Raw genomic sequence first — 15494 nt, forward strand, 5'->3', positions numbered from 1 at the left:
TTATGTGTTCTGAAACTAGATCGACGAACCAAAGAGGACATTCCGTTCAGCTCAAACTTCAGTTCGCTTGGTACTTCTTGACAATTTTCAACCACATATCGAGCACATCGATCTCGGCTTTGAGGGTATCCACCGATGGCGGCGTGTAGTTTAGCTCGGGGTGCGGATCATGACGGGGCGCCCAACCAGAGATTCTGCTGTAGGAATCGTCGTACGTCTTGATGTCGTCGGGAGTAACTCGGCCGACGACTCTAAGTTTCCCGACCCGGACTTCCAAGGTTCGATAGTCCACAAGCGGCTCGGCTAGTACTTGGCTGATGATCCTTTCCCATGTCTGGGACATATGACCCGCGATTTCCTCGGTGGCGCGCTGGTAGTCCGAATCGGACATGCCTTCTTCGTAACGTCGCAGCGCTGCGACCTCTTGCCGCAGCGTATCGACGCGTTGACCGGCATCCTGTGCGGTCCAGGGATGCTTGAGGGTCGTGAAACCTGGACCAATCTTGCGCTTGCGTTCGATGCCGCGGGTCGCGAAGGGGACGTCCGCTGCTTCTGCGGCCTTGCGAAGGGACATCGTGAAAGCGATGTCATGCGTGAAGACGATTACCTGCCGTTCTTCCGCAAGGTCCATGATCCGGCTGGCTACGGCCTCGCGCCTCATGTGGTCCAGCGAGGACACAGGGTCGTCGAACACCAGCGCCGACTTGCTTGTGTCGAAGTGCACTTCGGTCAAGAAACCGGCGAAGCCGAGCGCCGTCTGCTCGCCTTCGGAGAGCACCTCACCGAGGAGCACCCCTGCCTGTGCGTTCAAGAAGTCGGCCTTGTGGAGCAGGCCCATTCCTTGGCGCGACCTGGTTGCCTTGAATGTGACTCGCTCCAGTTCGAGCCGGTCGGTTTCGCGGGTGAAGCGGTCGCGGGCTTCTTCGGTCACGTACTTCTTCGTCAGCTCGCCCACTTTGTCGGTGATTGCTCGCGTGTTCGTTTCGGAGAACCTATCGTTGAGTACCTTGCACTCGAGCAAGCGGGCGCGTTCCGACTTGATTTGGGCGTATCCGTCCCGCATCGCGATTTGGTCGCGCAGCCGGTTCTCTTCGGTTTGGGCCTGAGCGAGACGTTCTGCGAAATCAGCGGCATCAATTGAGGCGGCTTTGTCGCGGAGGCTCTTCTCGTGGGTGGCCAGTGCGGTGATGCTGGCGGCGACGCTTAAGTCCACCGGCTGTTCATGGGCGATTATGGCTGCCTGACGTGAACGGAATGCGTCGAAAAGCGGCTGGACCCGCGCGGCGAAGCCGGGTTCTGTCTGCTCTACCGCTGCGATGGCGACGGCGACCCGTTGGCTCTCGACCGGCTGCCGGTCTAGATCCGCGAGGACGACTTCGAGCTCCCTCTTGGCCGCCTCGGCGTCCTTCGCCGTCGTGTCCGAGACGAACTCGTGAAACCGTTTCAGCCGTGCGGCCCCTCCGCCGTCAAGGGACTGTTGGCAAAGGACGCAGACTGTTCCGTCGTCGACGTGCGGGAAGTCGTGTCCTGGGTAGGCAACGAGCGAGTACTTCTCCGCAGCTTGCCACAGCGCTTTCCAGACCCGCGATCCGATGCCTGCGAGGGGCTCGTCTCCGAACGTGGTCAAGGACGCGGCGTCCGCTGCTTCCTGAGCCGACCTGGCGCTATCGCGCAGCCCTTTGATCTTCTCGTGCAGCGCGGAACCGAATGAGCGGTCGAGGCCGGACAGGTGGTCAGCGACCAGATTTACTGCATCGGCCGTGCGGAGCAGCTTCTGCTTCTCCTGCCCAGGATCAGCGGTCCGGAGTCGCGCCACTTCCTCGACCTGAGAGCTCAGCTTCTGATCAACGTCGTGAGGGCAGGCGGTGGCCGCTGCGATCTCCGCGTCCGTCGCATTGGCCGTGAGTGCCCTCAGGAACGCCGCCGCCGATCCTCCGTCGTTGACGTCGGGGAGAGCTCCGGGAACACCTTTCTGGGCCTTCCATCCGTCGATGACGCGTCGCACTCCGGCGGTCACTGTTGAGAGGTCGTCAAGAAGCTGCACCGCCGAAGGTCGGTAGGAGATCTCGGCTTCCGAATTGAGGTAAGTGTCCCCGCAGTGCTCGTCGTAAAGGGCGACCCTTCCGAGGGCAGGATCGGCGTTGGATCCGAGCAACGAAGTGTGTTCCGCCTGCCCGATTAGGAACGTCACCTGGCCCGACTTCTCTCCCGGAGATTCAGCAAAGACGTCCGGGAGGATGTCTGCTCGATGACGTGCGCGCACCATGGACTGCAGGATGCGTGCGTAGCCGGATTTCCCGCTGCCGTTGTTGCCGTACACCACGGTCAGACCATCGGGCGCGAACGTCAGCTCCTGGTTCTCGGCAAGTTGATTTACGTTCGCCACTCCTTTGACAGACATGATCCGCACGGGTTCGTCATTGGCGTTCTGAGGGGCAGCGACCGATGCGAGCCAGCCCCCGTCCGGAGCAACAGGCGGCTCCGCGAACAGGCTCTTAGCGATCTCCTCATACTCGTTCTCGTCTATCTTTTCGCCGTTTGCGATGCGTGCCAGCGCGCGTTGCTGCCACCAGGGTCGGGTCGCAATCCATTCGAGTAGGTCTTGGTAAGCGGTCACTCTGTCTCGTTCTATCGTGGTGGGCATTGCTTAGTCGGCATCGCGGGCTGCTCCTCAAGGCTACCGATGCCCAACGTAGCCGCCTCATGAATGATTGCATCCCATTCATTATGGGAACTCACTTGAGCGACTGGGAGCACTTGAGGATTCGGGCGGGGCATGAAGCTGCCCAATATGAATTGCTGTGAATCAAAACAGCTGTTTTTCTACTTACCTATGACTAAAACTCATCTGGTGTGACTTAAAGACCATTCCACAATCGCCACATTCGATTGCGTTTAATGGGGTCATATGTCGGTGAGGCGAGGAGAGAACGCAGGTGCGGGTAATCCTCGATGTTCGAACTCGCTAGTTCCTTGGCAACGGGCGGAGACACGCACATAGCTCTTATGTCCTGCTTCCAGAACTCCCAGGTGTGATCAGTTACGCGGCCGAGTCGTCGAAGCTGAACCTGATCCTCGCAAAGACCCAAGTACTCCTGAAGCAGGATCTTATCGTCGCGTGTGGCACGCATCTTTAACTTAAGTGTTCGTGAGCGGCGATCCATAAGCTGCCAAAATCGAAGCAGATACTGCATCTCGTGCTCTCTGTGCATCTGCCGGTCTACGTGACGGATTTGGATTGCGGCGAGGCCAACTGCCAGAAGCGTGAGGAGTGAGGTGAGTGCGCTTACTGCTTCAGCCCAATTTGGAAGACTATGCGAGAACATGGAATAGCACATTACAGGGCTAGCGCAATAGAGACGTGGACGATGGCCTAAGTCGCCCGATTCCAAGAGTGGAACGTCCGCCGTTTTGTTGAGTCCTTGATCCAGCAAGTTAGGTGCTCGTGGAAAGCATACTGACCAAGCCCATGGCGCGTGGTCGGAGCTCCGCCAAGGTGCCATTCAAGTGACGCGGAACGGCGGCGCTCCGCTGGCCCAGATTACGAAGGCTTTCGGTAAAGATGCTAAAGCGCTCGACCGCCGTCTCTGAGCATGAGGAGACCGAAGCCGGAACAACAGCGGCGCAGTCAGCCGAACTGCGACTGCCTTTGTCAGAACTAGCGAGCCGGACACGTTGGGCGCCGACGGCTTGTTGCAGCTGGTGCTCCCGCCGCAGTTGCTGCTATCGCAGCCATAAGCAGCGCATTAGGCATATAAATGGTGGGTGGCGGCCGCATAGCGGGGCGGACACATGCAGCGCGGGCGAGATTCTGAAACTAAGGAAGTAACGGCGCTGGCGTGATGGAGCGGTTACCAGTAGCCCCGGCCTAGCAAATACCTGCACGGGCGGCGGTGGGCAAGGATGAAGTACCTCTTATGGGCGCAGCTGCCCGGTGTTCTAAAAACATTTTCTCAGCCGTCGACCTGAGCCACCTCAACCTGTACCCCCGCGTCCCGGAACTTCTGCACCTGGGCGGGGTCGGCGCCGTCGTCCGTCGCCAACGTCCAGGGCAACGCCAGCCGGGCCCACGCATGGAAGGGCCGCAACCCAAGCTTGGACGAGTCCGCCAACACATAAACCGAACGCCCGCGCCGGGCCATGAGCTCCTTGAGCCGGGTTTGGGCGTGGTCGGCCTCGCAGATGCCGTCCTCGGCGGTGACGGCGTCGGCACCCAGGAACACCCGGTCGAAGCTCATCCGCTCCAGCGCGGCCTCGGCCAGCGGCCCCACGAAACTCTGCGAGACGCCCCGGAGCCGGCCACCCAGGCAGTCCACCTCGATGCCCTCGGACTCGGCCAGTTCCTGCATCGTGTTGATGCCCGGCGTCGTGACGGACAGCTTTTCGAAACCGCGCAGCTCGTGCGCCAGGGCACCCACGGTGGAGCCGGCGTCGAGCAGGATGTTCTCGCCGGGCTGGATCACGGATGCCGCCCACCGGGCGATCGCATGCTTCTGCTCGAACGCCTCACCCGTGCGCTGCCGCAGCGACGCCTCCGGGTGCGCGCCCATGGCCATCGCCCCGCCGTACGTGCGGGCCAGCCGGCCCTGCCCGTTCAGCAGGGCCAGGTCGCGGCGGATGGTGGAGGCCGTCACCTCGAACTTGGCGGAGAGCTCCTCCACGGAGGCCAGCCCGGTGGTCACGGCAAGGTGGTAGATCTCCTCGCGCCGCGCTTCCGCAGACATCATTCCCAGCCTCCTTTTCGTGGCGACGGCAGTGGCAGCGCTACCCATGCTAGTTCCGGCCCCCATTAAACCCAGGAACTACACGGCCACGGCAGGCCGGGTGGCCATCTCCGCGGCCTGGTGCAGCGCCTCCACCATGGACCGGGAATCGGCGATGTTCTTCCCGGCAATGTCGAAGGCGGTGCCGTGGTCCACGGAGGTGCCGAGGGCTGTGCTGGTCCGGGCTGATGCCCAGGGCAATGGAGCGGCGCCACGAATCCGCCACGTCGTTGGGGATCTCCGGGCGCGGGACGCCAGAGATGACCAGTTCGTGGGCGCGACGCAGTGCGCGCGAGTAATTCGTCGGGTCCGGAAACCTCAGGCCGTAGTCCAAAACAGTGTTCTCCTCGCCGGCGCCGTCCTTGCTGGCAGTGCTCATGCGCATCCTCGCCGCCTCCACCATGCAGAGCACCCTGCAAGCCGAACCCGCAAATGGCGTTGCGGCATTTATGACCGTGGACCTAACAGCCGCCACCAACCTCCTTGGCAGACGGCTCACTCTCGTCGGCGTCGGTATCGGAACCGCCGCCTACATACTGCTGATCAACCTCGCATAAGCGGCAGCCACACACCGGACTGGAAGCAGCCGGCAGTCAACGAACACAACCAGCCAGCCGCCGTCGTCAGTACACTGGGCAGCATGGTCTCCCGCATCAGCGAACTGGTCCTCAACTGTGCCGACCCCGAACTGCTGTCGACGTTCTGGTGCGGGGTCCTTGGCTATGTGGAACTCGACCGGGAGGACGGTTCCATCGAGATCGGCCCGCCCGAGGTCGGGTTCGGCGGCCTGCAGCCCACCATCATCCTGAGCCCCAGCACCAACCCGAGGACCGGGCGGCTGCCGCTGCACATTGACGTCAACCCCATCGACCGGGACCAGGCCGCAGAGCTGGAACGACTGCTGGCCCTCGGTGCCCGGCCGGCCGACGTCGGGCAGTCCGGAGACGAGCAATGGCACGTCCTCGCCGACCCCGAAGGCAACGAGTTCTGCCTGCTCCGCCGGCGGCTCGAGCCCTAACGAAGTCCGTCAACGCCGGGAAACCGGCGGCGGTATGCGCCGCCACGTACACCGCGTCAGGTCCCGCCACGGGCAGCGTCGCGGAGGCATTCCACGTCAGCCAGGACGCGGCACGACCCCCGCGGGGCGCAGGGTACGCCGCGGGACGGTAGTCCTCCACGAGAGTGGTCAGAGGATGGCGCGAACCGTTGTCCCACACCACGGGTGGATCTACACTGTGCTCACTGCGAACGGTCCAATGGGTTTCCATCCCGCGCCGGCCCTGCAAACCCCTAAGCGCTCAGGGCAGCGACCGCCCTGCAGCGCCGCGCCGGCGGGCGCCAACCCGCTGTTGGACCAGGGCCGCCGCGCCCAATGGCTAGGAAGCAGGGAACGATGACTAGCATGCAGCAGGACGGCGAAATCGACCTGGCGCTGCAGGCGCTACGTCCACGCCTGGCCGGGTCGGTGATCGAACCGCACGACCCTTTATACGACGAGGCCCGGGCTGTCTGGAACGGCATGATAGATGTGCGGCCGCGGGCTCTGGTCCGGGCTGGTTCCGTCGGTGACATCGACCACGTGCTGCGCACGGCCCGGACCACCGGACTGCCGCTGGCCATCCGCGGCGGCGGGCACAACATTGCCGGACACGGCACTGTTCAAGGCGGGTTGGTGCTGGAGCTGGGCCAGTTGCGCAGTGTCGAGGTGGACGTGGCACAACGGCTGGTGACGGTGGAGCCCGGCGCCACCTTGGCGGATGTGGACCGGGCCACCGCCCAGCACGGCCTGGTTGTACCGCTTGGGGTGATCAGTGCAACGGGTGTAGCCGGGCTGACACTCGGCGGCGGGGTGGGTTGGCTCACTCGGTCCTGCGGGCTGAGCCTGGACGTCCTGGACTCCGCAGAGGTCATCACCGCGGCCGGAGAGCACCTGCACGCGAGTGAAGAGCAGAACGCAGACCTGTTCTGGGGGCTGCGGGGCGGCGGTGGGAACTTCGGCGTGGTCTCGTCCTTCACCTTCCGGGCCAGGCACCTCCCCACTGCCGTGCTGGGCGGGAACTTCTTCTACCGCCCAGCTCATTGGAAAGGCGCGTTGGCGGCATTCGACCAATGGACGCAGGATGTGCCGGACGAGATGAATTCAATCGTCACTTTCCTGGTGCTCCCGCCCGACATGGGCATGGGAGATGAGCCCTGGCTGATCATCGGATTTGCGTGGGTTGCTGAAAACCAGCAGGCGGGACTTGAGCTGATCGGGCAACTGCGCAACGCCGCACCGCCGGACCAGGAAGAAGTTGGCCCCACAGCCTGGGTGGACTGGCAATCTGCCATGGACAGCCTCTTTCCCAAGGGCTCCCGCGGCTACTGGAAGAACATTTCGTTCTCCCGGATGGACGATTCAGCCATCGATGTCCTGGTGGGGTTCGCCTCGGAAGTGACCTGGTCCGGGACCGGAATCGATATCCACCACATGGAAGGCGCCTTCGCGCGGGTACCCGAAGGGGAAACAGCGTTTCCGAATCGGTCGTCGAAATACTGGCTGAACATCTACGGCTTCTGGCAGGACCCGGCGGACGACGAGCGCCTGAGTGCTTTCGCCCGGAAGGCCCATGGTCTGATGCAGCCGTTCGGTGGGCACGGCCAGTACGTCAACTTCCTGGGCGTGGAAACCGGACAAAACGCTGTGGACGCCGCGCGGCAGGCCTACGGCCCTGAAACCTATGACCGGCTGGTGGCCCTGAAAAACCGCTTCGACCCGGACAACCTGTTCCGTATCAACCACAACATCCCGCCCACTGCCGGCTGAGCTGAGCCGCAGCCTAGCTGGGACTCCCGCCCAGCACGTCCACGTGGACATGGTCAAGGTGACGAAGGATCTCGTTGCCGGGTTCGGGTGCGTCATAGTTCCCCCATTGCCCCCGCGGGCTGTGGGCGCTCCAGAACCTGTCGTCGAAGATGACGTACTGGATGTCCAGGTCCTGGGCATGGGCAACAAGCCAGTGCGCGAGTATCCATCCCTGACGCCGGTTCTCCTCGGTGACGGGGCGGAAAAAGATGTCGATGGCCCGGCCGTCGTAGTGCGTCGAGTCAGCTCCGTGTCCCTGACCAACACCACCCGGAGCGAACCCGCCCAGGCTCTGCTCGCCGAACGCCTCGGACATCGCCCCGCGTAACGTCTCCGCACGCGGTGTCAGGCCGGCGGCGCCCAATTGCTGTTCCTGCAGGTCGCTTGTGGCTGTGCCGCGGCAGGTCAGTGCAGGACCCGCATCTGCGGGTGGCCCGTCGGCCAGCCTCTCCAGCACCGCCTCGTCAATGCCGGAGGTGTCCGCCGATGCGATCCCGCGGGCCTGAAGCGCCACAGCAGAGGTGGCCCGTTTCGCTTCACCACGGGTGAGTCCCACCTGCCCATCTGTGGTTTCCACGACGCATTCCGGGCGCAGCACCAGCGAGCCGTCCGCGAGGCGCAGTCCACTGAAAAAGCCGGGGCCGAGGAGAACCAGCGTGGACGCGATCGCTGCGAGCAGGAGGAGTCCTAAAACCAGCCGCCGGGTCCGGTGCGGGTGCCGCTTCGTTTGGTCGCCGGTCATGCTGGGGTGCTCCTTTGGTTGCTGGCTGCTGCCCCTATTGTTTCAATCCCGCCCGCAACGGAGACGTACGACGGCGGGCGCCCGCCCGCCGTCGTACGTCTCCTCTTCGCAGAGGTTCTTCGCTTACTGTGCCTGCAGGCCGGGCACGCCGTCCTGGATCACGAAGGAGGCCTTCGTGGATGCCGGAGCGCCCGGCGTCGTGACCTGGTCAAGGGTGCGGAAGTCCGCCTGCAGCGAGTCGCGGGTGATCTTGGTGTTCACGTAGCCGCGGTTGTCGTTGTAGAACTTCAGGTGCGGGTTCCAGGCCATCGTCGGATCGGCGGTGGATCCGGTGCCGTTGCCGGTAGAGGTGATGGAGGTGCACACCAGTTCGGTGCCCACCACAGGCGAGGCCGGGTCCTTGTAGTCCACCTTGACCTCGTTGGCCCAGTTGCGGTGCACGTCGCCGGTGAGCACCACGGCGTTGCGGACGTTCGCGTCCACCCAGCCCTGGGTGATACGACGGCGGGAGGCGGCGTACCCGTCCCAGCCGTCCATGGAGACATCGTCAACGTCCAGGGCTGCAGCGCGGTCCCGCTCGGCGAAGAAGACCTGTTGGCCCAGGATGTCCCAGTGCTGGGTGGAGTCCTTGAAGCCGTCCAGCAGCCACTGTTCCTGCTCTGCGCCGGTGATGGTGCGGTCCTCGGCCAGGCGTTCGGCCACATTCTTCTGCCAGCCGTCGCCGGCGAGCTGGTCGTCGCGGTACTGGCGGGTGTCCATCATGTGGAAATTGGCCAGCTGGCCCCACTGGAGCCTGCGGTAAATCTTCATGTCCGGTCCAGCCGGAAGGGAGGACGGGCGCAACGGCATGTTCTCGTAGTAAGCCTGGAACGCGGCACTGCGGCGCTGCCGGAAGTGAGCGAGGGTGTCGTTCAGCTGGCTGGCGTCGCTGTTCTCCGGAACGTCGTCCGCCCAGTTGTTGTCCACTTCATGGTCATCCCACACCACTGCCCACGGTGCGATCGCGTGCGCTTCCTGGAGGTCGGCGTCGGACTTGTACTGGGCGTGCCGCTGACGGTAGGTCTCCAGCGTGACCGTCTCCGGGCCCGCATGATCCCGCGGATTGCCGCCGCCGATCACGTAGCTGCCCTTCTTGTATTCGTAGAGGTAGTCACCGAGGTGCAGCACCAGGTCCGGGTGGTCCTCAGCCAGCCGCTTGTACGCGGTGAAGTAGCCGTGCTCGTACTGCGCACAGCTGGCGAACGCCATGGCCAGCGCGGCGGGAGTCTCGTGCGGCGCCGGGCTGGTCAGCGTCCGCCCCACCGGGCTGAGGTGCTTGCCGGCGCGGAACCGGTAGAAGTACTCCCGGCCCGGGCGAAGGCCCCGGAGCTCCACATGCACCGAGTGCGCTGTCTCGATCCGCGCCCGTTCGACGCCGCGCGCCACCACCCTCCGCATCCCGGCGTCCTCTGCCACTTCCCACTGCACGGCGACGTTGCGTGAAGGCATGCCGCCGAGGCCGTCCTCAGCCACAGGGTTTACCGCAAGGCGCGTCCAGATCACAAAGCCGTCCGGCCACGGCTCGCCGGAGGCAATGCCGAGGGCGAAGGGGTAGGTGCGGAGGCCGGCGTCGTCCGCCGTCGAAACCGCGACGGCTGCACTGGGAGCGGCGGCGATGAGGCCCGCGCCCAGGCCGGCAGTGAGGAGGGATCTGCGCGAAATGTTGTCCATGCCCCGAACCTACGGAGGCCGGTTGGCCAAGTTCCCAGGATCGTATGAATCACTGGTTAACTGCATGACAAAAGTTGTTAATTCGGCGCTCACAACGTCGCCGGAACCTCGCGGCCGGGGAACAGTGCAGAGTACTGCCGCCGGTACATCCGGCGTCCGACCAGCCGGTAAGCCAGACGGATCGGTGCGGGGATATCCTTGAACATTTCCAAGCGGTCCGCAGGCGGGTTCGTCGCAAGCACCATGCCGAGGTATCCCACCAGGAACTTCTTGTCGAACTGCTGGATGCCGTGCTCTGCGGCTGCTTTCAGTTCCTTTTCGGTCATTAGTCTGTCCACCACCGGCATCACTTCTGTCACCTCACGGCGCAGGTGCACGTTCAGGACAGCGGACAGGTCGGAGTAAAGCTCCGCGAGCTCTTCGCGGGTTGCTATGTCAGCGGTCTCCATCCAGCGCAGGCGAAGGGGCTCGATACTTTCCAGCCGTTCCGTCACCTGCCGGTGCTGGGCGAGCATTTGCCCGATGTGCAAGGCACAGCCGGGTGCGCGTTCGGACAGCTGTGGGTACATCAGCAGGTCCTCGCCCTCGTGATGCGTGTGCAGCACCATGTCGAAGTTGCCCAGGGCCTCGCCTACGTAGGCGGCGCGGGAAATATCGCCAGCGGCCGCGGACCGCACCAGTCCCGGCGCCTCGCCATACGCCCACAGGAAGAAACGGTGGATCCGGCGCATGCCCGCGGTCCCTGAGCAGAGCACCGGGCCCGGCGGCAGCGGAGCCGCGGTTTCGCCGGGATGCATCGTGAAAAAGTCAGTCATGTCAGGCCCCTAACGCTCTTCATCGAGACGCGGCCTCTCCCCGCCAAAATCGTATCGCTGGGCCCCATGGTTCACAACGGTTGCGCGTTTAGCTCAAGGTCTGCCCAGTTTCCATCCTCGAGAGTGGCTGGCACGCGTTCGGGGTGCGCGGTAGGGGGCTTCTCGCTGTCGAAGGCTGGGGATCTGCCCGTGCAACAATGGCGCCATGACCCACCAACAGCATGAAACCGCCGGGCCGGAACTGGACAGTACCGACCTCCCCGCGTTCGAAGCCGCGTACCAGGCCGCCCGGAAGAGCCTGGCCGAAGGCGGCATCCCCATCGGTGCCGCCATCGCCCGCGGCGGCGTGGTCTTCGCCAGCGGGCACAACGAACGGGTCCAGAACGGTGACCCGATCGCGCACGGGGAGATGTCGGCGCTGCGCGCCGCCGGCCGGCAGAAGAGCTACCGGGACACCACGCTCTACACCACCCTGGCCCCGTGTGCCATGTGCACGGGGACCATCATCCAGTTCAAGATCCCCCGCGTGGTGGTGGGGGAGGCCCGCACGTTCGACGGCGAGCTGGACCTGCTGCGCTCGCGCGGCGTTGACGTCGTGGTCCTGGATGACCCGCGCTGCGTGGACATGATGCGCTCGTTCCAGGCCGACAAACCGGACCTGTGGGCGGAGGACATCGCTGAGTAGCCGCGAGTCCTGCCGCGACCCCTAAACTGGGGCGTTGAAGAGGCCATATGACAGTTGGGGGAATCATGTCGGTCAGCAGCCACCAGGAACACGATGATGCGGTGCATGCCGAACATAAAGCCGCTCTTGCCCGCGGTGAAAAGCGGGTTTTGTATCTGACTGCCGAGGGAATGCTTCACAGCTACACCAAAACGGAGTTGGGCGGCCCGCCGAACGGAAGCACGCGGTGGTGGCAGAACCTGCCTGGGCTGGTGTTTCTGGTGCCGATGTTCGGCCTCTGCATATACGTCGCCATCACTAATCCAGTGGGGACGGCGACGGCGCAATGGGCAACCCTGTTCGGTGCCCTGCTGATGGCTCTCGGCGCGGCGTACCTTATCTGGGAGTCGGTGGTTGTCTACCGCGCCCGGAAAGTGCGCATCCGCCGCGGATCGCCTGATCCGCTCCGCATCACGGTGGCCAAGACCAAGCTTCCCGAGTCCTACACGCAATCACAACCCATCAAGAAGAGCCGATGGTGAACAGACCCTGACGGCCCCACGGCCGCGCTGGGAAGAACCGACAGGATCAACAACCGCTAAACCGCAGCCACCTCAACCTGTACCCCGGCGTCCCGGAACTTCTGCACTTGGGCGGGGTCGGCGCCGTCGTCCGTCACCAAAGTCCACGGGAGAGCAAGGCGCGCCCATGCGTGGAACGGCCGCAGCCCGAGCTTGGATGAATCCGCCAAAACGTAAACCGAACGCCCGCGGCGGGCCATGAGCTCCTTGAGCCGCGTCTGGGCGTGGTCGGCCTCGCAGATGCCGTCTTCGGCGGTGACGGCGTCGGCGCCCAGGAACACCCGGTCAAAACTCATCCGTTCCAGCGCAGCCTCGGCCAGCGGCCCCACAAAACTCTGCGAAAGGCTGCGCAGCCGGCCGCCCAGACAGTCCACCTCGATGCCGTCGGACTCGGCGAGTTCCTGCATGGTGTTGATGCCTGGGGTGGTCACGGACAACCGATCGAAGCCGCGCAGTTCATGCGCCAGGGCACCCACGGTGGAGCCGGCGTCGAGCAGGATGTTCTCCCCGGGCTGGATCACGGCCGCCGCCCAGCGGGCGATCGCATGCTTCTGCTCAAACGCCTCGCCCGTGCGCTGCCGCAGCGACGCCTCCGGGTGCGCGCCCAACGCCATCGCACCGCCGTAGGTGCGGGCCAGCCGGCCCTGCCCGTTGAGCAAGGCGAGGTCGCGACGGATGGTGGACGCCGTCACCTCGAAGCGCGCGGACAGCTCCTCCACGGACGCCAGGCCGGTGGTCACGGCGAGGTGGTAGATCTCCTCGCGCCGCGCATCCGCAGACATCATTCCCGGCCTCCTTCCCGTGGGATAAGTACCCATGCTAGTTCCGGCGTCCCGAAAACATGGTTGCTACACGGCCACGGCGGGCCGGGTTGCCATCTCCGCCGCCTGGTGCAGCGCCTCAACCATGGACCGCGGATCCGCGATGGCCTTGCCGGCGATGTCGAACGCGGTGCCGTGGTCCACGGACGTGCGGATCACCGGCAGGCCCACCGTGATGTTCACGCCGGCCTCGATGCCAAGCACCTTCACCGGGCCGTGGCCCTGGTCGTGGTACATGGCCACCACCAGGTCGTAGTCGCCGCGGCCAGCCAGGAAGAACAGCGTGTCCGCCGGCAGCGGGCCCACGGCGTTGATGCCGACCGCCTGCGCAGCCTTCACACCGGGCTCGATTTTCTCGGCTTCCTCGCCCTGCCCGAACAAACCGTTCTCGCCGGCGTGCGGATTGATGGCGCACACGCCGATCTTCGGCTGGGGGATCCCGGCCCGGATCAGTGCCTCGTGCCCGCGCCGGATGGTGCGTTCCACCAGGTCCGGGTTGATCTTCCGGACGGCGTCCATCAGTCCGATGTGCGTGGTCACGTGGATTACCTTGATCTTGGGTGTGGAGAGCATCATGGACACCTCCTCCGTGCCCGTCAGCTGCGCCAACAGCTCGGTGTGCCCCGGGAAGATGTGGCCGGCCGCGTGCAGCGCCTCCTTGTTCAGCGGCGCCGTGCAGATGGCCTGCACCTTCCCGGCCATCGCCAGCTCGCTGGCCACCCGGATGTACTCGTACGCCGCATGCCCGGCCACCGGGGAGAGCTGCCCCCACGGCAGGTCTTCCGGCAGCAGCGCCAAGTCGATCACGTTCACCCGGCCCGGCGTGAACACCGCGTCCTCCACGTCCGTGATCACCTGGATGTCCGCCTCAATGCCCAGCACCTCGGCGGCCTGGCGCAGCCGCAGCGCGTCCCCGACCACCACGGGCCGGCACTCGGCGTTGCTCTGCGGATCCAGCACGGCGGCCACCACCACCTCGGGTCCCACCCCGGCGCCATCGCCCATGGTGACGGCCACGTAGGGCAGTTCCGCAGAATCAGTGTTGTTCATGAAGTGTCCTTCAGGGGGCAGGGACGGCTGGGGGGCCGTCGGCAGGGGGAGTGCGGCGGGGGAGGGATCCTCCGCCGCGGAAGGTTCGGGGGAGCCGGCGAGTGCGGCCAGTATGGTGCAGAGGCTGTCCCGGCTGCCGAAACTTCCGGGTCTGGTGACCACGGGCATCCCGGCCGGCGTACGGGACAGGACGGCGCCGTGTTCGATCTCGCCCACCACCAAGAGTTGCTGGACGCCGAGTGCAGCCAGCACGTGCCGCGCAGTTTCGCCGCCGGTCAGCATCAGCGGCCGGTCTTTGGCGAACGGTGCAACTGTCCGGGCCAGCCCGCCGGCGATCCGGGCCGACGCCACCGGATCCACGTCGGCCGCCGCCACCGTGACCGCCGCCGGACCCGCCTGGAGTGCAGTTTCCAGCGCGGCGGTTGACGGGTTTCCGGCCAGGAGATCCTGCGGGGCAAACGTGATGACGGGGACGCCGCCCGCTGCCAGAACGTGGAGCTGCTCCCGCGCCGGTCCTGACGCCGAGCCCACCACCAGCAACGGCGCCTTGGCGTCCTGCCGGGCTTTGGGTGAGCGGACGACGGCGGCCCTCGCCTCGGGTGCGTGTCCTGCAGTCCGGGCCAGGGCGGCGCCCAATGCGGACGCGCCGGCAAGCCGCAGACCCGGGATACCGCGGGCGGCCCGGGCAATGAGGTCCAGGTCCGCCGTGGTTTCCGCGTCGCAGACGATGACGGCTGCGGGGTGGCCGGCGCTCGCCGCCATCAGGAGGGCGGTCAGGGCCGGGGTTCCGGAGCGGACGGCCGCCAGTCTGATCAGGGTGGTGTCCAGGGGAGCCAGGGCTGCGGCGACAGACTCCGGCGCCGCCGTCGGTTCGGCAGCCCAGAGCGGGGTCCGGTGCAGCGGGACACCCCCGTGGTGCACCATCCCGTTGACAGTGCTGCGGCCCATTGCGGGCAGCGCGGGGGCCAGGAGGACAGGGCCGCCCTCCGCCAGGACTTCCAATTGCCGCGCCACCGGTCCGCGGAGCAGCGAATCGATCTTCAGGAAGACCAGGGGAGCGGCATCGCCGGAGGGCAGCGCCCCCAGGATCAAGCGGAGCCTGTGCGCGGCAACGTCCGCCGGGAACGCCCGGTTGTCCGTGTCCAGAACCAAAGTGGCGGCCGCCCACGGCAGGCGGGCCACGGCTGCCGCAAGGTCTTCCGGACCGTGCGGGAGCAGGCGGACCTGGGGGCCGCCGTCGTCCGTTCCCTGCTCTAAAGGCAAGGAATGCGCACTCTGCGCACAAGATTCAGTCAAGTCGAAAGAGCCGCCCAGCAGCGCCGCAGCGGTCTCGGCCGCGCCGGAAAGGTCGTCAGCAATGGCAAGTATGCGTAGCATTGCTGCCTCCTTTGGCATCGGCGTTATGGATCCTGCATACCGAAAACTATCTGGTCTGCACAAAACACGCTAGCCCTATTGCGCGCTTTGCGCAATCGTGGCATGGTGATGGCAGTAACACCAGCG

At 65.2% G+C, this 15494-nt stretch carries 13 protein-coding genes; 5 read left to right on the plus strand and 8 right to left on the minus strand.

What is annotated here, in order from left to right; all coding sequences use genetic code 11:
- Positions 1-58 precede the first annotated feature (58 nt).
- The 3 genes from QRN07_RS08660 to QRN07_RS08670 form a co-directional block, all read right to left on the minus strand.
- Complete coding sequence (locus QRN07_RS08660; protein WP_285240856.1) at positions 59-2617, minus strand: AAA family ATPase; 2559 nt, start codon at positions 2615-2617, stop codon at positions 59-61.
- 1336 nt (positions 2618-3953) lie between these two features.
- Positions 3954-4727, minus strand: coding sequence for a DeoR/GlpR family DNA-binding transcription regulator (locus QRN07_RS08665; RefSeq protein ID WP_285240857.1), 774 nt, complete (start codon positions 4725-4727; stop codon positions 3954-3956).
- Positions 4728-4802: 75 nt separating this feature from the next.
- The gene (locus QRN07_RS08670) at positions 4803-4964 is read right to left on the minus strand and encodes a 4-hydroxythreonine-4-phosphate dehydrogenase PdxA (RefSeq protein WP_285240858.1); all 162 of its coding nucleotides are present in this window, start codon (positions 4962-4964) and stop codon (positions 4803-4805) included.
- 137 nt (positions 4965-5101) lie between these two features.
- On the opposite strand from QRN07_RS08670, the gene QRN07_RS08675 reads away from it, so the two are divergent.
- The 3 genes from QRN07_RS08675 to QRN07_RS08685 all read left to right on the plus strand — a co-directional run bounded on the left by QRN07_RS08675 (position 5102) and on the right by QRN07_RS08685 (position 7569).
- The gene (locus QRN07_RS08675; RefSeq protein WP_285240859.1) at positions 5102-5320 is read left to right on the plus strand and encodes a hypothetical protein; all 219 of its coding nucleotides are present in this window, start codon (positions 5102-5104) and stop codon (positions 5318-5320) included.
- 83 nt (positions 5321-5403) lie between these two features.
- Complete coding sequence (locus QRN07_RS08680; RefSeq protein ID WP_285240860.1) at positions 5404-5781, plus strand: VOC family protein; 378 nt, start codon at positions 5404-5406, stop codon at positions 5779-5781.
- A 375-nt stretch (positions 5782-6156) separates the two neighbouring features.
- Positions 6157-7569, plus strand: a complete 1413-nt coding sequence (locus QRN07_RS08685; RefSeq protein ID WP_285240861.1) for an FAD-binding oxidoreductase — start codon at positions 6157-6159, stop codon at positions 7567-7569.
- Between the two features lie 13 nt (positions 7570-7582).
- Here the strand turns inward: QRN07_RS08685 and QRN07_RS08690 are convergent, their stop codons facing one another.
- The 3 genes from QRN07_RS08690 to QRN07_RS08700 all read right to left on the minus strand — a co-directional run bounded on the left by QRN07_RS08690 (position 7583) and on the right by QRN07_RS08700 (position 10875).
- Positions 7583-8350 carry a VldE C-terminal domain-containing protein gene (locus QRN07_RS08690; protein ID WP_285240862.1) on the minus strand — a complete coding sequence of 256 codons (768 nt, stop codon included), beginning with the start codon at positions 8348-8350 and terminating at the stop codon, positions 7583-7585.
- A 123-nt stretch (positions 8351-8473) separates the two neighbouring features.
- Positions 8474-10060, minus strand: coding sequence for an alkaline phosphatase D family protein (locus QRN07_RS08695; RefSeq protein ID WP_285240863.1), 1587 nt, complete (start codon positions 10058-10060; stop codon positions 8474-8476).
- An 89-nt stretch (positions 10061-10149) separates the two neighbouring features.
- Complete coding sequence (locus QRN07_RS08700; RefSeq protein WP_285240864.1) at positions 10150-10875, minus strand: hemerythrin domain-containing protein; 726 nt, start codon at positions 10873-10875, stop codon at positions 10150-10152.
- Between the two features lie 205 nt (positions 10876-11080).
- Between QRN07_RS08700 and QRN07_RS08705 the strand changes: the two genes are divergently transcribed.
- Together QRN07_RS08705 and QRN07_RS08710 are read left to right on the plus strand one after the other, a co-directional pair.
- Positions 11081-11560 (plus strand): nucleoside deaminase, encoded by a 480-nt coding sequence (locus tag QRN07_RS08705; RefSeq protein WP_285240865.1) that lies wholly within the window; start codon positions 11081-11083, stop codon positions 11558-11560.
- A gap of 65 nt (positions 11561-11625) precedes the next feature.
- Positions 11626-12081, plus strand: a complete 456-nt coding sequence (locus QRN07_RS08710) for a hypothetical protein (RefSeq protein WP_285240866.1) — start codon at positions 11626-11628, stop codon at positions 12079-12081.
- Positions 12082-12137: 56 nt separating this feature from the next.
- Here QRN07_RS08710 and QRN07_RS08715 read toward each other — a convergent pair whose 3' ends face one another.
- Together QRN07_RS08715 and pdxA are read right to left on the minus strand one after the other, a co-directional pair.
- Complete coding sequence (locus tag QRN07_RS08715) at positions 12138-12905, minus strand: DeoR/GlpR family DNA-binding transcription regulator (protein WP_056600597.1); 768 nt, start codon at positions 12903-12905, stop codon at positions 12138-12140.
- A 63-nt stretch (positions 12906-12968) separates the two neighbouring features.
- Positions 12969-15368: a 4-hydroxythreonine-4-phosphate dehydrogenase PdxA gene (pdxA, locus tag QRN07_RS08720; protein WP_285240867.1), complete on the minus strand. Its 2400-nt coding sequence runs from the start codon at positions 15366-15368 to the stop codon at positions 12969-12971.
- Positions 15369-15494: the final 126 nt, after the last annotated feature.

The sequence above is a fragment of the Pseudarthrobacter sp. MEB009 genome, from assembly GCF_030208875.1.
Taxonomy (GTDB): Bacteria; Actinomycetota; Actinomycetes; order Actinomycetales; family Micrococcaceae; genus Arthrobacter.